Genomic DNA, 20,838 nt, shown 5'->3' on the forward strand with positions numbered 1-20,838 from the left:
ATGCCGTCCATGATCGCCAGGGGTACGATCCGGTGTCATCCGCAGGCCGCCCATGTTCCTCCACGTCGACGAAGAAATCACTTTCCGCAAGCTCGAGATCCTGCTGGCCTTCATGGAAGCCGGCAATCTGACCCGCGCGGCGGAAAAGCTCGACATCAGCGCCGTGAGCGTGCACCGCGCGCTGCATTCACTGGAAACCGGCTTGCGCTGCGCCCTGTTCCGGCACGAAGGCCGCAACCTGCACCCGACCGAAGCCGCCCATGCGCTGGCCGAGGTAGCGCGCGATGTGCTTCGCACCATGTCCGAGGGCGTTCGTGCCACGCGGGAAGTTGCCGGCTACTCGGCCGACCGGATCCGCATCGGTTCGCTCTATTCCCTGACCAGCCGCACAGTGCCGCAGCTGATCATGGGCATGAAGCTGCGCAAGCCCGACCTGCACACCGAGCTCGTGCTCGGCTCCAATGCGCACCTGCTGCAAAAGCTGCGCGATGGTGCGATCGACGCCGCGCTCATGGCCATTCCGGAAGATGTTTCCGATGTCGAGTCGGAGCCGCTGTTCGAAGACGATATCCAGTTTGCCGCCCCGGTCGGCTCCCCCTACTCCGCGCTGGCCGAAATCGACCTGAGCAGCTGCGCCGGCGAGCGCTTCGTGAGCCTGAGCGAAGGCTTCGTCACCTACAGGGGGTTTGTCGAAACCTTCCGCATCGCCGGCTTCACGCCCAACGTGGTGATGAAGACCGACGACATCTTCTCGCTGATGAACCTGGTGAGCGGCGGCGTCGGCTACACGCTGCTGCCGGGGCGGGTGCGCGGCGTGATGCCGCAGAAGGTGCAGCTGATTCCGCTGCAACCCCGCTACTTGATGCGCCAGACCATTGCGCTCAACTTTTTGCGCACGCGCGAGCGCGACCCGAACCTGCTGGCGCTGCTGTCGGTGTGCCGCGTGGCAAGAGCCGAACTCGGCTGAGCGCCAGGCATCCGACCGATCAGGGTTAACCCTCGATCATTTCACAAGGCGTAAAGGTCGGCAACGCCGCTTCATTGATCGTCCCGGAGGGGGTGCGTACCGTACGGACCCAGACGCGTGGTGCCATGTGCGTCGTACCTAAAACACCGGAGACGCATCGATGAGTTCACATTGGATTTCGATTTACGCGCTGGTCGGCATGTTTGTGCTGGCCACCGTGCTGCCCATCAACATGGGCGTGATCGCCTTTGTCGGCGCGTTCCTGGTCGGCACGCTGGTGGCCGGCATGAACACGAAGGCGATCATGGGCGGCTTTCCGGCCGACCTGTTTCTTACGCTGGTGGGCATTACCTACCTGTTCGCGCTGGCGCAGAACAACGGCACCATCGATTGGCTGGTCAGGCTGGCGGTGCGCGCGGTGCGCGGGCGCATTGCCGCCATTCCCTGGATCATGTTTCTCATTGCCGCGCTGCTCACGGCGGTGGGCGCGGTCAGCCCGGCGGCGGTGGCCATCATTGCGCCTATCGCGCTTGGCTTTGCCGCCAAGTACGGCATCAATCCGCTGCTCATGGGCTTGATGGTCGTGCACGGCGCGCAAGGGGGCGGCTTCTCGCCGATCAGCATCTACGGCGGCATCACCAACAAGATCGTCGCCAAGGCCGGCCTGCCGCTGAACGAGGTTGCCACCATGCTGGCAAGCCTCGGGGTCAACCTGTCGGTGTCGCTGCTGCTGTTCTTCCTGATGGGCGGCATGAAGCTGCTGCGGCAGCGAGCGAACGCCGACGGCAGCGCCCCGGTCGTGCCACGTGCATCGCATGGGCAGGGCGGCGCGCAGGTGTATGGCGATGCCGAGGGGGAATCGTTTCCCGAAGAGCGGCGCGTTGCGGCGCGGGCGGAAAACTCGCTGATGGAGTCATCGCGCGCCGAAGCCGCGAACCCGGGCTCGCATGCCTACCGCATCGCCACCGTGGCCGGGCTGCTGGCGCTGGCCGTGCTGACGCTGTTCTTCAAGCAGGACATCGGCTTCGTCTCGATCAGCATAGGCCTCGTGCTGACGCTCATGGCGCCCAACCTGCAGAAGCGCGCCCTGGGCCAGGTGTCGTGGCCGGAGATCATGCTGATCGTGGGCGTCAGCACCTACGTGGGCGTGATGGACAAGATGGGCACGATCGACTTCGTCGGCCACAGCGTGGCCGGGCTCACCTCGCCCATGGTCGCCGCGCTGCTGCTGTGCTTCGTGGGCGCCGTGGTCTCGGCCTTTGCTTCGTCCACCGCCGTGCTCGGCTCGCTGATTCCGCTGGCGGTGCCGTTCCTGCAGGGCGACACGGGTGTGAGCGCCATCGGCTTCATCGCGGCAATGGCCGTGTCCTCGACCATCGTCGACGTCAGTCCGTTCTCCACCAACGGCGCGCTGGTGCTTGCCAACGCCAAGGGCGTGGACCGGGACGTGTTCTTCCGGCAGCTGATGGTGTACGGCGCCATCGTGACGCTGGTGGCGCCGGTGGTGGTGTGGCTGCTCTTCGTGGTGCTGTGAGGGCGCCACTGTTTTCGATCGAACTTCAACTCCTCTTCCTATGATCTCCAGATCCTGGACCTCCAAGGCCGACGACCGCAGCATGCGGTTGGCACGCGCGGCCGATGCACTCGGAAACCGGCTCGCCGGCAAGCGCGTCGACACCGAAGCCATCGCCACCCTGCTCGAGGCGGTGCTCTCGCCCGGCGACCGCGTCTGCCTCGAGGGCAACAACCAGAAGCAAGCCGACTTTCTCGCGCGCGCCCTGGTCCAGGTCGATCCGGCCAAGGTGCATGGCCTGCACATGGTGCAGTCGGTGCTGGCGCTGCCGGAGCATCTGGACGTTTTCGAGAACGGCGTGGCCGCCCGGCTGGACTTCAGCTTTTCAGGGCCTCAGGGTGCGCGACTGGCCAAGCTCGTGTCCGCCGGGCGCATCGAGATCGGCGCCATCCACACCTACCTCGAACTGTTCGCGCGCTACTTCGTCGACCTGACGCCCAAGGTGGCGCTGGTCGCCGCCCAGGCGGCCGACGCGGAAGGCAACCTCTACACCGGCCCCAATACCGAAGACACGCCGGCCATCGTCGAGGCCACGGCCTTCTCGGGCGGCATCGTGATTGCGCAGGTCAATGAAATGGTCGATGGCAAGACGACCACGCTGCCGCGCATCGACATTCCCGCCGACTGGGTGAGCTTCGTGGTGAAGGCACCGCGGCCCAATTTCATCGAACCGCTGTTCACGCGCGACCCGGCGCAGATCAGCGAGGTCCAGATCCTGATGGCGATGATGGCGATCAAGGGCATCTATGCCGAATACGGCGTGCAGCGCCTGAACCACGGCATCGGTTTCGACACCGCGGCCATCGAGCTGCTGCTGCCGACCTATGCGGAGTCGCTCGGCCTCAAGGGCAAGATCGGCAAGCACTGGGCGCTGAACCCGCATCCGGCGCTGATTCCGGCCATCGAGGCGGGCTGGGTCGAATCGGTGCATTCCTTCGGCTCCGAGCTGGGCATGGAAGACTACATTCGCGCGCGCTCCGACGTGTTCTTCACCGGCCCCGACGGCAGCCTGCGCAGCAACCGGGCGTTCTGCCAGGCGGCCGGCCACTACGCCTGCGACATGTTCATCGGCTCGACCCTGCAGGTCGACCTGGATGGCAACAGCTCCACCGCCACGCTGGGCCGTATCGCGGGCTTTGGCGGTGCGCCCAACATGGGTGCCGACGCGCGCGGCCGCCGGCACTCGAGCCCGGCCTGGCTCAAGGCGGGGCGCGAAGCGCGCCGGGGGCGCACGGGCGCCGCCGGCACGCCGCGCGGGCAAAAGCTGGTGGTGCAGATGGTGGAGACCTTTCGCGAGCACATGCAGCCGGCCTTCGTCGACCGGCTCGATGCCTGGACGCTGCAGGAGCAGGCCGGCATGGAACTGCCGCCGATCATGATCTACGGCGACGACGTCTCTCACGTCCTCACCGAAGAGGGCATTGCCAACCTGCTGCTGTGCCGCAGCGATGCGGAGCGCGAGCAGGCGATTCGCGGCGTGGCCGGCTACACCGCGGTGGGCCTGGCACGCGACAGGCGCGCGGTCGAGAACCTGCGCGACCGCGGCGTGATCCGCCGGCCGCAGGACCTGGGCATCGACCCCCGCCAGGCCACGCGCAACCTGCTGGCGGCACGCAACATGCGCGACCTGGTGCGCGCCTCCGGCGGGCTGTACCAGCCGCCCAAGCGCTTCAGAAACTGGTAGCAGGAGATCCAACGATGAGCGACGTTCCCGCAGGGCTCGAAACCCTGGACTTTTCTTTCTCCGGCGGCCAACAGGCCGGTGCCTTTGCGCCGGTCCTGGTCGGTGTCGTCGGCTCCGGCAATCTCGAGGTCATGCTCGAGCCCGACGCCGGCAACGGCTGCGCGGTGCGCGTCGAGACTTCGGCGCGCGGCTTCGGCCCGATCTGGCAGGCCGTGATGAACGACTTCCATGCCCGCCATCCGCTGGCCGGCGTGCGCGTCTCGATCAACGACATGGGTGCCACGCCCGCAGTGGTGAGCCTGCGGCTCGACCAGGCGGTGGCCGAGATTGCAGGAGGCCGGCCATGATCAGCTATGCCGAATGCTCGGCGCGCGAGCGGCTGGCGCTGCTGCTCGACGCCGGCAGTTTTCATGAATGGCTGCCTCCGAGCGAGCGGGTCACCAGCCCGCACCTGGCGCAGCTTGGCGTGCCCTGTGCCTTCGACGACGGCGTGGCGGTCGGCCGCGCAATGCTCGACGGCCGCAGCGTGTTCGTGGCCGCGCAGGAAGGCGCGTTCATGGGCGGCGGCGTGGGCGAGGTGCACGGCGCCAAGCTGGTCGGCCTGCTACAGCGTGCGTTGCGCGACCGGCCGGCGGCCGTGCTGCTGCTGGCCGAATCGGGCGGCGTGCGCTTGCACGAGGCCAACGCCGGGCTCATCGCGGTGTCGGAAGTGATGCGCGCCTTGCTCGACGTGCGCGCCGCCGGCATCCCGGTGATTGTGCTGATCGGCGGCGCCAACGGCTGCTTCGGCGGCATGGGTATCGTGGCGCGCTGCGCCGACTACATCGTGATGAGCGACGTCGGCCGGCTGGCAATGTCGGGCCCGGAGGTGATCGAGGCCTCCCACGGCGTGGATGAATTCGATTCGCGCGACCGGGCACTGGTCTGGCGCACCACGGGCGGCAAGCACCGCTGGCTCACTGGCGACTGCGATGCGCTGGTGGAAGACGACGTTGCCGCTTTTCGCGCGGCCGCCATTGCGGCAATCGATGGATCGAAGCCGTTGACTCTTGCGGCGCTGGAACAGGAGCACCTGCTGCTCACGGAGCGCCTGCACGCCCTGCCCTCCACCGGCACCACGGACAGCGACGAAGCGACGCTGCTCTGGACCGCGCTCGGCATTCCCGATGCGCAGCGGGTACCCGAACTCTCGGTAGATGCCGTCCGCGCGCTGCGCACCGTTTGACAGATACAGACAGGGGCAATCCATGCAATGGAATTCACTCGTCACCCAGCTCTTCGGCCCATACCACGGCATGCGCGAAGACGGCGATTTTCTGCAAGGCGAAGTCATCTTCGACGGCGAGCCGGTCGCGGTGATCGGCACCACGAACCATGCACCGATCGGGGTCCGGCTCGCGCTGGCCCAGGCCCGCGTGGTGCTGGACACCGTCACACAGCACCCGGGCCGCCCGATCCTGCTCCTGATCGACACCCAGGGCCAGCAACTGCGCCGGCGCGACGAACTGCTCGGCATCAACCGCGCGATGGCGCACCTGGGCGCAAGCATCGACCTGGCGCGGCGGCGCGGCCACCGAGTGATCGGCCTGGTCTACGACCAGGCGCTGTCCGGCGGTTTCATCACCTCGGGCTTGATCGCCGACGCCTGCTACGCGCTGCCTGACGCCGAGATCCGCGTGATGCGCATTCCCGCCATGGCCCGCGTGACCAAGCTGCCGGAAGAAAAGCTCACGGCCCTGTCGCAGTCCAACCCGGTGTTCGCACCCGGTGTGCAGAACTACGTGGCGATGGGCGGTGTGCGTGCGCTTTGGCAGGGCGACTTGCAGGCCTGCCTGCGCGAGGCGCTGGCGCACACGCCGACGGAAGACCAACGTGCGCGGGACGGCGCCGAACGCGGCGGACGCCGCATGGCCGCCGCGGTCGTGCAGCGCGTGCTTGACGCCGCTTGACCATCGCCTGAATGCGCACAACCGCCATGGCTCCACTGCGTCGCCATCAACTCGCCCGGCTTTCCACCAGCGGCTGGGCCGCCGTGCTGGGCCGCCCGTGGGACGAGCAGGCGCGCGAATGCCTCGCGCATTGGGCCTCGCATCAACTGCCGCTGGTCGTGACGCGGCAGCCAGCCGATTCCGCTGCCAGCGAACGGATCGCGCTCGGCTTGCCGGCACCCGCGCGCTGGGCAAAGCGCCGGCTTGCACTGCAGGTGCCGCACACCGCGGTGCTTGGCCTCGACGAGTTCCCGCGGCTCGCCGGCACGCACGATCTGCTGCCACCGCCAGCACAAGATGCAATCCGCGAATTGCTCGGACGACTCGATGAATGCCACGCCACAGCGCGCGTGTTCGGCAGCTACGGCTGGCAGGCGATCAGCGGCCTCGATCACGTGCACGCGGCCTCCGATCTGGATCTGTCGGTCACCGTCGAGGGCGCGGCGCATGCGGATGCCGTGGCGCGGGCGCTTGCGTCGTTCGAGGCGCCACAGCCGCCACCGCCGCGGCTGGACGGCGAGCTTTTGTTCAATGACGGCTCGGCGGTGGCATGGCGTGAATGGAGCGAGTGGCGCGCCGGCCGCGCGCGGGCCGTGTTGGTCAAGCGGCTCGATGGCGTGAGCCTGCGACGCGATACCGCGTGGTGCGAGCATGTCCAAATGACGGAGCTGGCCGCATGAAAAGCTCCGCGCTTTCGCTGCAGCCGCAAGCGCCGCTCACGCCGCAGATGATCGGGCGCACCGCCACGCTCGCGCTCTACGACGAACTCTCGCTGTCGCCCAAGCCCGGGCTGGTCACGTTGATCGACCGAGGCAGCCACGACGACATGGACGCGCACACCTTCATGCGCAGCCTGTTCTCGCTGCGCCGCTACTTCGTGCAGATTGCCGAGGCCGGCGCTGCAGGCGCGGATTTCCCGGTGCTCGAACGGCTTGGCATTGCGGCCGAGGCGCGCATGCTGGCCGCCACCGGCGGCGTCAACACGCACCGCGGGGCCATCTTCATGCTCGGCCTGTTGTGCGCCGCGGCGGGGGCCTCGCTGCGAGAGCAAGGCGGCGCATTGCACCCGGCCGGCTTGCGCGATGCGCTGCGTCGCCACTGGGGCGGTGCGCTGGCCAGTCGCAGCCAGAGGCCGTCCGCATTGCCCGGTGGCATCGCTGCGCGGCGCCACGGCCTGCGAAGCGCATCCGAAGAGGCGGCGCTGGGTTTCCCGGTGCTGTTCGAAACAGCCCTGCCGGCATTGCAGCACTCGCTGGCCCGTGGCCTCACGGCTCGCCAGGCTCGGCTCGATGCCTTGTTCCACATCATCGCGGTGCTGGACGACAGCAACCTGGCGCACCGCGGCGGTCTTGCAGGCCTGCGCGGCGCCCAAGGCGCGGCCCAACGCTTTCTGGACCGGGGCGGCATCGCACGGCCCCAAGGGCTGCAAGAGGCGCAAGCCATTGCAGACGATTTCGTCCGGCGGCGCCTGTCGCCCGGTGGCGCGGCAGACACGCTCGCCGCCGCCTGCTGGCTCCAGCGCGTGTGTCCAGCCCCATGAGCTACGCGCTGCTTTTCTCCGGCCAGGGCACCCAGCACCCTGCCATGCTCCCCTGGCTGGCGGACGACGCCATCGTGCGCGACATGTGCGCGCAGCTTGCCATCGACGACTGGCGCGGTGCGCTCGCCGATCCGGAATGGGCCGGGCGGAACAGCAACGCGCAATTGCTCCTGACGAGCCTTGCGTTGGCAGCCTGGGGGCAGCTCGCGCCCCGGGTGCCGCCGCCGGCCGCGGTGGCCGGCTACAGCGTCGGCGAGCTGGCCGCTTTCAGCGCGGCCGGCGTCATCGATCCCGGCGTGGCGACAGCGCTTGCACCGCAGCGGGCCGAGGCAATGGACCGTTGCGCCGCGCATGCGCCCGGTGGCTTGCTGGCTGTTGGCGGCCTGCCGGAGCAGCGCCTCGAGCAGTTGCGTATCGAAGCGGGACTCGAGCTCGCCATTCGCAACGGCAATGCCAGCGTGGTTCTCGGCGGCCCGGTTGCCGCGCTGGACAAGGCCGAGCAGATGGCCATGGCAGCCGGTGCGCATTGCACGCGCCTGCGGGTCAACGTCGCGTCCCACACGTCCTGGATGCGCGAAGCGGCAAAAAGCTTTTTCCAGGCCCTCGCGCAGGTGCCTTTTCGCGCGCCTCGCGTCGTGCTGTTCAGCAACACGGGGAGCGCATGCGCGATGCGAACTCTGCCCGCACGGCATTGGCGGCCCAGATCGCTCAGACGGTTCGCTGGGACGAATGCATGGAAAACATCATGGCGCGGCAGGTGCGCTGCGTGCTGGAGGTCGGGCCGGGCCAGGCGCTGGCGCGCATGTGGAACCAGCGCTATCCCACCGTTCCGACACGCGCCTGCGACGACTTCCGCAGCGCCGCGGCCATTGCAGCCTGGCTGAACAGCCATGCGGACTGATGAACCAGTCCACATGGTGTCTTGAATCGAACAACAGGAGATCCATCGTGAGCAGCAAAGAACCCTCAACCGCTTTCGTTCCCGCCCCGGAGATGAAGGATGCCCACGTGTACGGCATGGCCGCGTACGACAAGCTGGTGGCCGAGGCGGAGGCCGACTACAGCGGCTACTGGTCGCGCCTTGCGCGCGAGTTCCTGAGCTGGAAAACGCCGTTCACCCAAGGGCTCGACGACAGCCACGCCCCTTTCTTCAAGTGGTTCGAGGACGGCACGCTCAACGTGTCCTACAACTGCCTCGACCGCCAGGTGGAGCGCGGCCTGGGCGACAAGACCGCGATCGTCTTCGAGGCCGACGACGGCCAGGTCACCCGCGTCAGCTATCGCGATCTGCTCGCGCGCACCTGCCGCATGGCCAATGTGCTGAAGGCGCGCGGCGTGAAGAAGGGCGACCGCGTCGTCATCTACATGTCGATGAGCATCGAGGGCGTGGTCGCCATGCAGGCCTGCGCGCGCATCGGCGCCACGCATTCGGTGGTGTTCGGCGGCTTCTCGGCGCAAAGCCTGCGCGACCGCATCCAGGATGCCGGCGCGGTGATGGTCGTCACCGCCGACGAACAGGTGCGCGGCGGCAAGCAGCTTCCGCTCAAGGCCATCGTCGATGAGGCCATCGCACTGGGCGGCTGCGAGAGCGTGAATAACGTCATCGTCTACCGGCGCACCGGCGGGCCCATCGCATGGGTTGCCTCGCGCGACCGCTGGCTGCACGAAGAAACGCAAGCACAGCCGGAGACCTGCGAGCCCGAATGGGTGGGTGCCGAGCATCCGCTGTTCGTGCTCTACACCTCGGGATCGACCGGCAAGCCCAAGGGCGTGCAGCATTCCAGCGGCGGCTACCTGCTGCATGCGGCGCTCACGACCCAATGGACCTTCGACCTGAAGCCGGACGACGTGTTCTGGTGCACCGCCGACATCGGCTGGGTCACGGGCCATACCTACATCGCCTACGGCCCGCTGGCGCTGGGCGCCACCGAAGTCGTGTTCGAGGGCGTACCCACGTTCCCGGACGCCGGCCGCTTCTGGAAGATGATCCAGGACCACAAGGTGAGCGTTTTCTACACCGCACCGACAGCCATCCGCTCGCTGATCAAGGCGGCCGAGGCCAACGAAGCCGTGCACCCCAGGCGCTACGACCTGTCGAGCCTGCGCATCCTGGGTTCCGTCGGCGAGCCGATCAACCCGGCCGCGTGGGAGTGGTTCCACCAGCATGTCGGCGGCGGTCGCTGCCCCATCGTCGACACCTTCTGGCAAACGGAAACCGGCGGCCACATGATCACGCCGCTGCCGGGCGCCACGCCGCTGGTGCCGGGCTCGTGCACCCTTCCGTTCCCGGGCATTGCGGCGGCCATCGTCGACGAAACAGGTGCCGACGTGCCCAACGGCCAGGGCGGCATCCTGGTTGTGAAGAAGCCCTGGCCGAGCATGATCCGCACGATCTGGGGCGATCCGGAACGCTTCAAGGCAAGCTACTACCCGCCGGAACTCAAGGGCTACTACCTCGCGGGCGACGGCGCCATACGCGATGCGAAGACGGGCTATTTCACGATCACCGGCCGCGTCGACGATGTGCTCAACGTCTCGGGCCACCGCATGGGAACGATGGAAATCGAATCGGCGCTGGTGTCTTGCACCGCCCTGGTGGCCGAAGCCGCGGTGGTCGGCCGCCCCGACGACACCACGGGCGAGGCGATCTGCGCCTTCGTCGTGCTGAAGCGCACGCGCCCCACCGGGGACGAAGCGAAGAAGATCGCGAACGAACTGCGCAACTGGGTCGCCAAGGAGATCGGCCCCATCGCCAAGCCCAAGGACATCCGCTTTGGCGACAACCTGCCCAAGACCCGCAGCGGCAAGATCATGCGCCGGCTGCTGCGGTCCGTGGCCAAGGGCGAGGCCATCACCCAGGACACATCCACGCTGGAGAATCCGGCCATCCTGGAGCAGTTAGCGGAGCGGAACTGAGGGCGCCATCACGGCTCCGGCCGCCTCCATAGCCAGACGGCAACCACGGCCATGAGCAGCGGCGCGCCGATCTTCACGGCGATGTGGGCGTTGGTGGCGAGCAGCACGGCTGAGCTGAAGATCATCATCCAGCTGGCCGCCCACTTTGCGCGGCGCGGTACGCAGCCTCCCTCCCGCCATTGCCGGATGTACTTGCCGTAGCGCGGGTGCCCGACAAGCCACTGCTCCAAGGCCGGCCAGCCGTGTCCGCCGGCCCAGGCAGCGGCAAGCAGAAAAGGCACCGTGGGCAGAACGGGCAGAAAGACGCCGAGCAGGCCAAGAGCGACCAGCATCAGCGCCAGCACACGCCAGAGCAGTTTCGCGACCGAAGCGCCGAGCCGCTTCAACGGGCGCGTCCTCTGGGTTGCTCTGACGAAAACGAGGGTTGCAGCATTGGCCGATGGTAGGCCACGGCCGATGGAAAGGCCGGCCTGAGCTGCGACGCCCAGCTGAAAAGGGCGCCGGCCCAACTCAGGCGGCAGGCAGCGCTGCACTGGTATCCAGCGCCCAGATGCGTGCGAGCAGCACGCCAGCACGTTCGCTCCCGATCACGGGCGACGCCAGTTCGAGAAACTTGCCCTCCAGTTCGCCGTCGGTCAACGCCTGCTCGGGGTCGCCCTTGCGGTTGGGCTGAAGATGTTCGAGACGGCGCCCGTCGCGGGTGTGGATGACAACGCGCGCGGCGCGCTGTCCCGGAAAGGCCGCGTCCAGTTCCGGATCGACGGCCAGGTCCATGCGCTCCATCAGCGCGCGCGTCCCCGGGTCCGCCAGCCGGGTCGGCTCGTACGCCGCCAGGCGCACGCTGCCATGCGCCAAGGCCGTCGCCACAACGTAGGCGAGGCTGAAGCGCGCTTCGTTGGCCGTGGCCGGATGCGTGTAGCAGGCGATGTCGAGTGCGGGGCGGTAAGTTGCCACCTGCACGCGCTCTATATCGGCGGCTTCCAGGCCATAACGCTGCTTCAGTTCCAGCGCGCCGTCGATAGCGGCAAAGGTGTGGCCGCAGCCGATGTGGTTCTTGAAGGTCAGCCGCGTGATGTGAAAGTCCCGCCCCAGCGTCGCGCCGGCCTGCGACCAATCCGGGCCGCTGCTCATGGCTTGGCCCAGGCCGATTTCTCCGTCCAATACGTCGAGCGAGCCGGTCACGCCCCGCGCCGCAAGCTGCGCCGCAAGCACCCCCGCCTCCGCGGCCCGGCCCGCATGCAGCGGCTTGGACATCGAGTCCATGCGGAACGCCTGTTGCAGGCCGGCAGTGAAAGTGGCGGCCGTTGCCAGCGCGTGCGCAAAGGCCGCTTCGTCGAGCGACATCAGGCAACCGGCGGTGGCCGCGGCGCCAAAGCTGCCGATGGTGCCGGTGCTGTGCCAATACTTGTAGTGCGCGCGGCCCATGACGACACCGATGCGCGTCGACACTTCATACCCCAGGACGACACCACGCAAGAACTCGATGCCGCTGGCGCCCGCATCCTGGCCGGCGGCCAGGGCAGCCGCAATGGTCGCGGCGCCTGGGTGGTACATGGCCTCGCGGAAACTGTCGTCCACTTCCGCCGCATGGGCGGCCGTTCCGTTGATGAGCGCCGCCGCGCGCGCTGTCGCCGGCCGGCCGAGAACGAGCGAAGCCCGGCCGCAGCCGAGGTCATCGGCCAGGACTTCTTCGAGCTGCCGAACAGGTGCAGCCGCCAGGCCGGGGAACACGGAGGCGTACCAATCGATCACTGCGCGCTTGGCGTGATGGATGACCTCGGGCGGCAGCGGCTGCCGATGGAAATCGGCTGCGTAGCGGGCAAATATTTCTGTCGCGTGCATATCAACTCTCCGAAGACGCGAGCACTACCACCCCGTCGGCGGCGCACACGCCCTGCCCCTGCGGCAGCACGAAGATCGGGTTGATCTCCGCTTCGAGCAAGCGGTTGCCGAGCTGGGCCGCCATTTGCGAGAAGGCGACGATCGCATCGACCAGCGCGTCGACATCGGCCTTGGGGCGGCCGCGAAAGCCGTCGAGCAAGGGCCATGTCTTCAGCTCGCGCGCCATCGAAAGCGCCTCCTCGCGGCCGAGGCCCCCTTGAGCAGGAAGCAGCCGCATCGCGGTGTCCTTGAACAGCTCGGCGGTGATGCCGCCCATGCCCAGAAGAATGGCCGTGCCCAAGGCGTCGTGGTGCACGCCCAGGATCAGCTCGGTGCCGCCGCCGACCATTTCCTGCACCAGGAAGCGCTGGGGCCGCACGCCAGTCTTGCTCTCGACCTCGGAGGCCATCGCCAGCAGGCGCGCGCCCACCGTCTCGGCCGTCATGTTCACGGCAACGCCGCCGACGTCGCTCTTGTGCGTGATCTCGGCCGAAAGAATTTTGAGCACGACGCGTCCGCCCAGTTCGCGGGTCGCGCCTTCGGCCTCCGCCGGCATGGTCACGACCCGCTCGCGCGCGCAGGGCATGCCAAAACGGGTGAACAGCTGCTTGGCTTCTGCTTCGTCGAGGGAGCCCTCGGGCAGATCGTCGATGCGCACGTCGGCCGCAGGCTCGCTGGGCAGCTTCGGCTCTTGCCAGCTGCTGGCATTCAGCATGGCGCCGAGCGCGCTGGTGCAGCTTTCGGCAGCCGCAAATGCCGGCACGCCGCGCTGCGTGAGCAAGGCCGCCACTTCGGGTGCGTGCGGGCTCACGTAGGCGATCACCGGCTTGTCCGAATTGGGAAGGCAGTCCTGGATGGCACCCGCCATCAGCTCCGGCATGGCCAGGCTGGAGGAGCCGACGATGATCGCCAGCGCGTCGTAGCTCGGGCTCTTGAGCAGAAGGTTGATGGCGCCGCGCAGCAGGTCGGGTTGCAGGCCGGCCAGGGTCACGTCGATGGGGTTGCGGTCGAGCACGGCGTGGTCGCCGCTCTGCAATGCGCGCAAGGCCTCGGCCGTTGCGGCGTCCGGCGCGGGCGTCTCGAATCCTCGCATGCCCAGGTCGTCCGAAACCAGGGTTCCCGCTCCGCCGGTCGAGGTCAGGATGGCCACACGCTTGCCGCGCAGCTTGCGGCCCGTGGCCAGTGCGACCGGAATGTCGAGCAGGTCGCCGAAGGTCTGGGCGCGAATCACGCCAACCTGCCTGAACAACGCGTCATACATGCTGTCGGCGCCCGCCAGTGCGCCGGTATGCGACACGGCAGCCTTGGCGCCGGCCTCGGAACGGCCGATCTTGAATGCCACCACCGGTTTGCCCGCGCGAGCCGCCTTCAATGCAGCGGCCCGAAATTTCTCGGCGTTGCGGACGCTCTCCACGTACAGGGCAATGACTTTCGTGCCCGGGTCGTCGGCCAGGTGGTCGACAAAATCGGCCAGGTCCAGATCGACTTCATTGCTGGTCGAGATCAACTTCGACAAGCCGATGCCGCGAGCCGCAGCACGCGAAAGCAGCGCACCCAGAATGCCTCCGCTTTGCGAGACCACGCCGATGCCGCCGACCGGAAAGTGGTCCATCTCGAGTGCGCCGCTGGCAGAAAGCACGATGTTGTTGGTCAGGTTGACCAGTCCGATGGTGTTGGGACCGAGGATGCGCATTCCGCCCGCCGCCTCGATGAGTTGCTGCTGGCGCCGTGCGCCCTCCTCTCCGGTTTCCGTGTAGCCGCTGGCAAGCACGATGGCCGCGGCTGTGCCCTTGGCCGCGAGTTCGCGCACGGCCTGATGCGCCCGCTCCGCGCCCAGCAGCACGATGCCCACATCGGGTGTGCCGGGAATCGAGGCGATGTCCGGGTAGCAGGCCAGGCCGCCGACGGAGTCGACGCGCGGATTGACCGGGTAGATCTCGCCCGTGAATCCGTGCTTGCGCAAATAGGCCACGGGCCGGCCGGCGGTCTTGGCCGCATCCGCCGATGCGCCGATCACCGCGACGCTGCGCGGCTGGAGCAGCCTGGCGATGGCGTTCATCTCAGTCATTTCGTCATCCCGTTCTTTGCACTGCTCTTGGCCAGGAAGGCCATCACCGATTCGCGGTGCTCTGTGCTGGTGTAGCAAATGCCCTGCGCCTGGCTTCCCTGTGCAAACACCTGGTGCGCGGAGAGTTCGAAGCTCTGGTTGAGGATCGTCTTTCCAAGGGCCAGCGCGGTGGCCGATCCCTTGCTCATCTCGGCCGCCCAGCGCTGCGCATCGGCAACGAGTGTTTCGGCACTCGCCTGGCGATCGGCAATGCCGAGGCCGATGGCCTCTTCGAGTTCGACCTTCCGGCCGCTGAAGATCAGCTCCTTGGCTTTCGAGAGGCCGACCCGGCGCGGCAGGAAGTACATGCCGCCGCCATCGGGAACGATGCCGCGATTGATGTACGACCACGTGAAGCTTGCCGCATCGGAAGCGATGATGAAATCGCACGCCAGCGCCGTGTCCGCCCCCAGGCCCGATGCCGCACCATTGACCGCAGCGATCGTCGGCTTGGGCATGGTGTGCAGCAGCGACTGGGTGTGGTGCACGCGCTGCTGGCGGCTCCAGCCATTGAAACCGACCTCGCCCGCCGGAGCCTGCATGCGCCGCTCCATGCCGGCAACGTCTCCGCCGGCGCAAAAGCCCTTGCCGCGCCCCGTGAGCACCAGCGCGCGAATCGACTTGTCGTTGGCCACATGCTCCAGCGCCGCGATGAATTGCGTGCGCATGTCGTCGCTCATGGCATTGCGCTTTTCGGGCCGGTTCAGCCACAGGGTGGCGATGCCGGCTGCAACTTCGAGCTCGATCAGTTGTTCATCAGTCATTTCGCCGTTCCTCCATTCGTTTGTTCATTCATTCGTTGGTGATGTTGTTTTCCTTGACGACCTTGCGCCAGCGCGCTTCCTCGCCCTTGGCGTACTTGTCGAAGTCCGCCGGCGAGCCCGCGTTGATCACAAGGCCCTCTCCTTCCACGCGCTTGCGAAAGGCCTCCGTCTGCACGGCCTTCCTGGCCGCAGCGTTCAGGCGCGCGACGACATCTGCGGGAGTGCCTGCCGGCGCATACAGGCCGTACCAGCTGTCGGCCACGTAGCCGGGTACGCCGCTTTCGGCAATCGTCGGCACCTTGGCAAGGGCATGGGCCGGTGATCGCGTGGCCGTGGTTACCGCGAGCGCGCGCAGCTTGCCGTTTTCGATGAAGGTGCCCACCGCCGCGGCGGTTGCGAACATGACATCCACCTGGCCGCCCATCAAATCGTTCATGGCCGGACCGGCACCGCGGTAGGGAATGTGGGTGATGTTCGTCTTCGTCAGGTTCCTGAACAGTTCGCCGGCAAGGTGCGCCGAGGTTCCCGCGCCTTGCGATGCGAACGACAGCTTTCCCGGGTTCGCCTTGGCGGCGTTGATGACGTCCTGCACCGACTTGAGCGGGCTTTCCGCCCGCACCACCAGCACGTTCGGCGACACCCCGACGAGCATGACCGGTGCAAAGGCCTTCTCATGGTCATAGGGCAGCTTGCTCTGGATGCTGGGGTTCACCACATGCGCCACGGTGGCCATCACCAGCGTGTAGCCGTCGGGCGGTGCCTTTGCCACCGCGTCCGTTCCGATGATCGTGCCGGCGCCAGGCTTGTTGTCGATGATGATGGGCTGGCCCAGCTCCTGGCCCATCGCAATGCCCATGGTCCGCGCGACGAGGTCGGTGCCGCCGCCGGGTGCGAACGGCACGACGATCTTGACGGGCTTGTCGGGAAAGGCTGCGAGCGCCGCCGTCGAAACAGTCGCGGCTGCCGCTGCGGTCGAGAAAAGAACCAGGGCGGTCCTGAAGCGTGCCCAGAGCAGGCGTTTTTGCATGGTTGTCTCCAATTGGAATAAGGGCGGAAAGAAGCAGGATCGATGGCGGATCGGTCTTCTCATCGAGTGCATCGAGCTTAGGTTTTCAATGTGTCTCGCGCAGCCCCCTATTTCCAAGCAGTGGAATTAAACTGGAGCCCTTTCCTTCAGTCCTGAAACTCGTGCCCACGCCCGCCAGACGCCAACATTTCGAAGAGCCGACGCTCAACCGCTCGCTGGAGCGCGGAATCGAGATCCTTCGGGCCTTCAGGCCCGGTGCCGATCTGCTGGGAAACGGAGACATCGCCGAGCGCACCGGGCTTTCGCGCGCCACCGTGAGCCGCCTGACCCAGACGCTGGTCGAGTCCGGAATGCTCGAGCACGACCGCACCCTTCGGGCCTACCGGCTTGCGGCGCCGGTACTGAGCTTTGCCCACGCCATGCGGGCCGGCTCCCCGGTGTTGAACACGGTTGCCCCGCTGATGCGGAACCTGGCGGAAAAGCTTCGCATCAACGTCGGCCTGGCTGTCGCCGACCGCGACGAGATGGTCTACCTCGAATCGGTGCGCTACAACCGCAAGGTTTCACTGCGCAACGTGGTTGCGGGCCAGCGGGTGCCAATGGAGCTCACGTCGCTCGGCCGGGCTTACCTGGCGGTCGCCGAAGAGCCCAGGCGGCGTGCCCTCATGGCGCAGTTCCGCGAAAGGCGCGAAAGCGGCTGGAACCGGATTCGCGACGAGATCCGGAGCGCGGCCCGAAGCGTGGCCGAGCGCGGCTTTTGCGCGGCGGCCTGGCAACCGGAGGTGGTTGCCCTTGCCACGCCGGTCGTGGCGGAAGGCCGGCCTGTCTACGTGCTGAACGTGAGCATCACCACAAAGGCCGATATTGCCGAGGCCGAGGCGATGCTCGCAGGCCCGCTGCTCGCGCTTTCGGCGGATGTGAAGGCCGCGCTTGCTAGTCGATCCTGATGCCTACAGCTCCAGTACCAACCGCCCCTCGCAAGCACGCGAACAGCAGGCCATCATCCGCGTGTTGGCCTCTCGCTCCGGGCGCGTCAGCACCATGTCGCGATGGTCCACCTTGCCGGACAGCACCCGCACTTCGCACGAACCGCAAAGGCCCTCCTCGCAGTCGCTCTGCACATCGACGTTTGCCGCGCGCAAGGCGGACAGCAGGGTCTGGTCCGGCGGCACGGTGACGACCAGGCCTGAATCCTTCAGCTCGACTTCGAACGCATGCTCCTTCGAAGGGTCGAGCGTGGCCAGCGTCGATTCGAAATGCTCGACGCGCAAGGCGCCTTCGGGCCATGCAGTGCAACAGCCCTCGAGCGCCTCGAGCATCCGCAGCGGACCGCAGGCATAGACCTGGGCACCAGGCACCGGTTCGGCGAGCAGCGACGGCAGATCGCAGCGCCGGCCTTCGTCGCGCGCGTAGACGTGCAGCCGTTCGCCGTGCAACGCCGCGAGCTCGTCGAGAAAGGCCATGTGCTTGCGGCTGCGGCCGCTGTAGTGCAGCTCGTAGTCGATGCCCAGCGCCTTCGCGCGGCGCGCCATTGCGCTCACGGGCGTGATGCCGATGCCGCCCGCGATGAAGATCGCCTTCTTCAGCGACTCGTCGAGGCGGAAGTGGTTGCGCGGCCCGCGAATGCGCAGCCGGTCGCCGGCCTTCACCTGCGCGTGCACCCAGGCCGATCCGCCGCGGCCTTCGGGCTCGTGCAGCACCGCAATCTCCAGCACGCCGGCCTCGTCCGGGTCACCGCAAAGAGAGTACTGGCGCGACAGCTCGGGCGAGCCGCATTCCACGTCGATGTGCGAACCCGCGGTCCAGCGCGGCAGCGGCTTGCCGTCGGGCGACACGAGGCGCAGCTTGACCACGCCTTCGGCCACGCGCGTCACGCGCTCCACCACCACAGGCCGCGACACGGCATGCCGCGAAGTTTCGCCGACGCGTACCGGCAATTGCGCCTCGCGCAGCGCCGGGTTCCGGCGCTCGGGGTTGGCCGCAGGGTCCCACTCGACCCACAGGTGCTCGGGTCCGCGGAACGAGGTGTTCGGCACATAGGTGAAGCGTTGCTCCGAGAGCTTCATATGCGGCAGCCGCCGCGTGAACTCCGAGAGGAAGACCTGCATTTCCATGCGCGCAAGGTTCTTGCCCATGCACTGGTGCGACCCGTAGCCGAAGGTCAGGTGGTCGCTCGCGTTGTCTCGGCGGATGTCGAACAGGTCGGCATCGGCAAAGTGCGCCTCGTCGTGGTTGGCCGACGAGGTGACGATCAGGAGCCGCGATCCCGCCGGCAAATCGACGCCGCCCACCTGCGTGTCCCTGGTGACAAGGCGCCGCCACGCGGCCACCGAGCCGTTGTGCCGCAGGCACTCTTCCACCGCGTTGGGAATGAGGCCCGGGTCTTCGCACAGCTCTTGCCACGCCTTGGGGTGCTGCAGCAGCAGCTTCACCGCGTTGGCGGTGGCATTGGCGGTGGTCTCGTGCGCGGCCACAATGCCGGCCATCATCATCGAGTGCAGGTACGAATCGGTCACCACCTCCGGGTGCTGCTTCTGCTTGCGGATGCCGTACTGCATCCAGCCGGGCGCATCGGGGTCTTGCCGCATCTTTTCGAGCACCTTGCCGGCGTACTGCCAGAAATTGCCCACTGCATGCGCCACGGCCACCTGCTCCTCCGGCTTGGGCCGGCCCCAGGTGTTGACGGTGTGCGCAATCGAGTATTTGCGCAGCGTGTCCATGTCTTCCTCGGGCACGCCAAGGAAATGCAGCGCCACGGTCAGCGGAATTTCCCACAGCATCTGGTCCACGAGGTCGGCCTTGCCGTCGTCGATGAAGCGGTCGACATAGGTGCGGGCCAACTCTCGCACCATGGGCTCGTGGTGCTTGAGCGCCTCGGGCGTGAACGGGTCCATCAACACGCGGCGGCGCGGCATGTGGGCGGGCTCGTCCTCGTTCACCAGCGTGCGGTTCAGCGCAAAGCCATAGGAGGCGAGCACGGCATTGGCCTCGTCGCTCGTCGGCGTGATTTTCTCCAGCGCATTCGAGGGGCTGAACGTGATGTTGTCGCGAAACACCGCCTTGATGTCGTCGTAGCGCGTGATCACCCAGTAGCCGAGCTTGGGGCTGTAGAAGATCGGCTCCTTCTCGCGCGCCCAGCGCACGTACTCGGGAGGGTCCTGCTGGTAGCCGTCTTCGAAGGGATCGAACTCGGCGGCGCGCGCGCTCACGGGGCAGCCGGTGGGCGTGCGCTCTGCCGACAGCGGCCCGTGCGCGACAGGACAGCCCGACGAACGCGAGGGAATGGCGGTATCTGACATAGGCGGTGTTCCCCGGTCGCGTCAGTCGAGCGTGATCTTCAGATCGCGAATCAGCTTGTGCCAGCGCGCCGTCTCGCTCTTGAGCAGCGCGGCATATTGGGCGGGCGTGTTGGCCACGGGCTCGACGCCGAAATCGACCATGCGCGTGCGCACCGAGGGCTCGTTGATCGCCGCCACCAGTTGGCGATTGAGCGTGTTCACCACCTCCGGCGGCGTGGCCGAGGGCACCACCACGCCGACCAGCGCCGCGGCTTCGACGTTCTTGTAGCCGAGCTCGGCGAAGGTGGGCACATCGGGCAGTTGCGGCAGGCGCGTGGGGTTGGCCACCGCCAGCGCGCGGACCTTGCCGCCCTTGATGAAGCCGGCACCGGCCGCCAGGTCGACCATCATGGCCGGCAGCTGTCCGCCCACCACGTCGGCCAGCGCCGGCGCGGCACCGCGGTACGGCACGTGAACCATGAACAGGCCGGCCTCTACCTTGAGCAGTTCCATCGCCAGGTGATGCGGGCTGCCCGCGCCTGCCGAGGCATAGCTCACGTCGCCGGGCTTGGCCTTTGCCTTGGCGATGAAGTCCTTGGCCGTGGCAATGCCGGAGTTGGCACCGACCACAAGGATCATCGGGAACTTGCCCATCAGCGTGACAGGAGCCAGGTCCTTGGTCGGACTGTACGAGAGCGACTTGTACAGCGCCGGATTGAACACCAGCGTGCCGTTGTCGGCCGACAGCACGGTGTAGCCATCGGCCGGTGCGCGTGCTGTTTCAGCCGCAGCCAGCGCGGTGTTGCCGCCGGGCTTGTTGTCCACCAGCACCGGCTGGCCCACCTGGGTGGAGAGTGTCTGCGCCACCGTGCGCGCCAAGAAATCGGAGCCGCCACCTGCCGCATAGGGAACGAGCCAGCGGATCGGCTTGGCCGGAAAACTCTGGGCGCTGACGCCGGCCGCGGCAAGAAGGGAAAGAGCAGCAAGGCACCGGACAAGACGTTTTTTCATGGGGGAGTCTCCAGTTAGCGTAGTTTCGTATTGCGTAAATATCATACGCATTGCGTAATAATGTACTTTCAGGGCTAACCCTGCATCCGAGCGCTCCCCTTG

Annotated in this window: 18 protein-coding genes; 11 read left to right on the plus strand and 7 right to left on the minus strand. The window is 67.2% G+C overall.

The window, feature by feature from the left end:
• The first annotated feature begins 52 nt into the window (after positions 1 to 52).
• The 10 genes from M0765_RS23960 to acs all read left to right on the plus strand — a co-directional run bounded on the left by M0765_RS23960 (position 53) and on the right by acs (position 10,668).
• The gene (locus M0765_RS23960) at positions 53 to 967 is read left to right on the plus strand and encodes a LysR family transcriptional regulator (protein WP_258506301.1); all 915 of its coding nucleotides are present in this window, start codon (positions 53 to 55) and stop codon (positions 965 to 967) included.
• Positions 968 to 1,127: 160 nt separating this feature from the next.
• Positions 1,128 to 2,501, plus strand: coding sequence for an SLC13 family permease (locus M0765_RS23965; RefSeq protein WP_258506302.1), 1,374 nt, complete (start codon positions 1,128 to 1,130; stop codon positions 2,499 to 2,501).
• Positions 2,502 to 2,541: 40 nt separating this feature from the next.
• Complete coding sequence (mdcA, locus tag M0765_RS23970) at positions 2,542 to 4,224, plus strand: malonate decarboxylase subunit alpha (protein WP_258506303.1); 1,683 nt, start codon at positions 2,542 to 2,544, stop codon at positions 4,222 to 4,224.
• 14 nt (positions 4,225 to 4,238) lie between these two features.
• A complete protein-coding gene (mdcC, locus tag M0765_RS23975) occupies positions 4,239 to 4,571 on the plus strand; it encodes a malonate decarboxylase acyl carrier protein (RefSeq protein WP_258506304.1) in 333 nt (110 codons plus the stop codon).
• Complete coding sequence (locus tag M0765_RS23980; protein WP_258506306.1) at positions 4,568 to 5,449, plus strand: biotin-independent malonate decarboxylase subunit beta; 882 nt, start codon at positions 4,568 to 4,570, stop codon at positions 5,447 to 5,449. Before mdcC ends, M0765_RS23980 begins: the two co-directional genes overlap by 4 nt.
• A 22-nt stretch (positions 5,450 to 5,471) precedes the next feature.
• Positions 5,472 to 6,173 (plus strand): biotin-independent malonate decarboxylase subunit gamma, encoded by a 702-nt coding sequence (gene mdcE / locus M0765_RS23985; RefSeq protein ID WP_258506308.1) that lies wholly within the window; start codon positions 5,472 to 5,474, stop codon positions 6,171 to 6,173.
• Positions 6,174 to 6,184: 11 nt separating this feature from the next.
• Positions 6,185 to 6,892: a malonate decarboxylase holo-[acyl-carrier-protein] synthase gene (mdcG, locus tag M0765_RS23990; RefSeq protein ID WP_258506309.1), complete on the plus strand. Its 708-nt coding sequence runs from the start codon at positions 6,185 to 6,187 to the stop codon at positions 6,890 to 6,892.
• Complete coding sequence (mdcB, locus tag M0765_RS23995; protein WP_258506310.1) at positions 6,889 to 7,752, plus strand: triphosphoribosyl-dephospho-CoA synthase MdcB; 864 nt, start codon at positions 6,889 to 6,891, stop codon at positions 7,750 to 7,752. Before mdcG ends, mdcB begins: the two co-directional genes overlap by 4 nt.
• Complete coding sequence (locus M0765_RS24000) at positions 7,749 to 8,636, plus strand: ACP S-malonyltransferase (RefSeq protein WP_258506311.1); 888 nt, start codon at positions 7,749 to 7,751, stop codon at positions 8,634 to 8,636. Before mdcB ends, M0765_RS24000 begins: the two co-directional genes overlap by 4 nt.
• A 109-nt stretch (positions 8,637 to 8,745) precedes the next feature.
• The gene (acs, locus tag M0765_RS24005) at positions 8,746 to 10,668 is read left to right on the plus strand and encodes an acetate--CoA ligase (protein ID WP_446751611.1); all 1,923 of its coding nucleotides are present in this window, start codon (positions 8,746 to 8,748) and stop codon (positions 10,666 to 10,668) included.
• 8 nt (positions 10,669 to 10,676) lie between these two features.
• Here the strand turns inward: acs and M0765_RS24010 are convergent, their stop codons facing one another.
• The 5 genes from M0765_RS24010 to M0765_RS24030 all read right to left on the minus strand — a co-directional run bounded on the left by M0765_RS24010 (position 10,677) and on the right by M0765_RS24030 (position 16,447).
• Positions 10,677 to 11,054, minus strand: a complete 378-nt coding sequence (locus tag M0765_RS24010; protein WP_258506313.1) for a YbaN family protein — start codon at positions 11,052 to 11,054, stop codon at positions 10,677 to 10,679.
• 124 nt (positions 11,055 to 11,178) lie between these two features.
• The gene (locus M0765_RS24015) at positions 11,179 to 12,510 is read right to left on the minus strand and encodes an MmgE/PrpD family protein (RefSeq protein WP_258506314.1); all 1,332 of its coding nucleotides are present in this window, start codon (positions 12,508 to 12,510) and stop codon (positions 11,179 to 11,181) included.
• Position 12,511: 1 nt separating this feature from the next.
• On the minus strand, positions 12,512 to 14,617 hold the full coding sequence (locus M0765_RS24020; RefSeq protein WP_258506315.1) for an acetate--CoA ligase family protein: 2,106 nt from the start codon (positions 14,615 to 14,617) through the stop codon (positions 12,512 to 12,514).
• A complete protein-coding gene (locus M0765_RS24025) occupies positions 14,614 to 15,420 on the minus strand; it encodes an enoyl-CoA hydratase/isomerase family protein (RefSeq protein WP_258506316.1) in 807 nt (268 codons plus the stop codon). The genes M0765_RS24020 and M0765_RS24025 overlap by 4 nt, the downstream gene beginning before the upstream one ends.
• 28 nt (positions 15,421 to 15,448) lie before the next feature.
• Positions 15,449 to 16,447 (minus strand): tripartite tricarboxylate transporter substrate binding protein, encoded by a 999-nt coding sequence (locus M0765_RS24030; RefSeq protein ID WP_258506317.1) that lies wholly within the window; start codon positions 16,445 to 16,447, stop codon positions 15,449 to 15,451.
• Between the two features lie 161 nt (positions 16,448 to 16,608).
• On the opposite strand from M0765_RS24030, the gene M0765_RS24035 reads away from it, so the two are divergent.
• Positions 16,609 to 17,394, plus strand: coding sequence for an IclR family transcriptional regulator (locus tag M0765_RS24035; protein ID WP_258506318.1), 786 nt, complete (start codon positions 16,609 to 16,611; stop codon positions 17,392 to 17,394).
• 3 nt (positions 17,395 to 17,397) lie between these two features.
• On the opposite strand, the gene M0765_RS24040 is transcribed toward M0765_RS24035, so the two are convergent.
• Both M0765_RS24040 and M0765_RS24045 read right to left on the minus strand, forming a co-directional pair.
• Entirely contained in the window at positions 17,398 to 19,746 is a 2,349-nt protein-coding gene (locus tag M0765_RS24040) for a cytochrome P450/oxidoreductase (protein ID WP_258506319.1), read from the minus strand.
• Positions 19,747 to 19,767: 21 nt separating this feature from the next.
• The gene (locus tag M0765_RS24045; RefSeq protein ID WP_258506320.1) at positions 19,768 to 20,736 is read right to left on the minus strand and encodes a Bug family tripartite tricarboxylate transporter substrate binding protein; all 969 of its coding nucleotides are present in this window, start codon (positions 20,734 to 20,736) and stop codon (positions 19,768 to 19,770) included.
• Positions 20,737 to 20,838 lie beyond the last annotated feature (102 nt).

It is taken from the genome of Variovorax sp. S12S4, assembly GCF_023195515.1.
Lineage (GTDB): Bacteria > Pseudomonadota > Gammaproteobacteria > Burkholderiales > Burkholderiaceae_C > Variovorax.

Coding starts and splice junctions, on each gene's coding strand:
- mdcA (WP_258506303.1), top strand. CDS start 2,542: ATGATCTCCAGATCCTGGACCTCCAAGGCCGACGACCGCAGCATGCGG.
- mdcG (WP_258506309.1), top strand. CDS start 6,185: ATGCGCACAACCGCCATGGCTCCACTGCGTCGCCATCAACTCGCCCGG.
- M0765_RS24025 (WP_258506316.1), bottom strand. CDS start 15,420: ATGACTGATGAACAACTGATCGAGCTCGAAGTTGCAGCCGGCATCGCC.
- M0765_RS24030 (WP_258506317.1), bottom strand. CDS start 16,447: ATGCAAAAACGCCTGCTCTGGGCACGCTTCAGGACCGCCCTGGTTCTT.
- acs (WP_446751611.1), top strand. CDS start 8,746: ATGAAGGATGCCCACGTGTACGGCATGGCCGCGTACGACAAGCTGGTG.
- mdcB (WP_258506310.1), top strand. CDS start 6,889: ATGAAAAGCTCCGCGCTTTCGCTGCAGCCGCAAGCGCCGCTCACGCCG.
- M0765_RS24015 (WP_258506314.1), bottom strand. CDS start 12,510: ATGCACGCGACAGAAATATTTGCCCGCTACGCAGCCGATTTCCATCGG.
- M0765_RS23965 (WP_258506302.1), top strand. CDS start 1,128: ATGAGTTCACATTGGATTTCGATTTACGCGCTGGTCGGCATGTTTGTG.
- M0765_RS23960 (WP_258506301.1), top strand. CDS start 53: ATGTTCCTCCACGTCGACGAAGAAATCACTTTCCGCAAGCTCGAGATC.
- mdcC (WP_258506304.1), top strand. CDS start 4,239: ATGAGCGACGTTCCCGCAGGGCTCGAAACCCTGGACTTTTCTTTCTCC.
- M0765_RS24000 (WP_258506311.1), top strand. CDS start 7,749: ATGAGCTACGCGCTGCTTTTCTCCGGCCAGGGCACCCAGCACCCTGCC.
- M0765_RS24040 (WP_258506319.1), bottom strand. CDS start 19,746: ATGTCAGATACCGCCATTCCCTCGCGTTCGTCGGGCTGTCCTGTCGCG.
- M0765_RS24020 (WP_258506315.1), bottom strand. CDS start 14,617: ATGACTGAGATGAACGCCATCGCCAGGCTGCTCCAGCCGCGCAGCGTC.
- mdcE (WP_258506308.1), top strand. CDS start 5,472: ATGCAATGGAATTCACTCGTCACCCAGCTCTTCGGCCCATACCACGGC.
- M0765_RS24045 (WP_258506320.1), bottom strand. CDS start 20,736: ATGAAAAAACGTCTTGTCCGGTGCCTTGCTGCTCTTTCCCTTCTTGCC.
- M0765_RS23980 (WP_258506306.1), top strand. CDS start 4,568: ATGATCAGCTATGCCGAATGCTCGGCGCGCGAGCGGCTGGCGCTGCTG.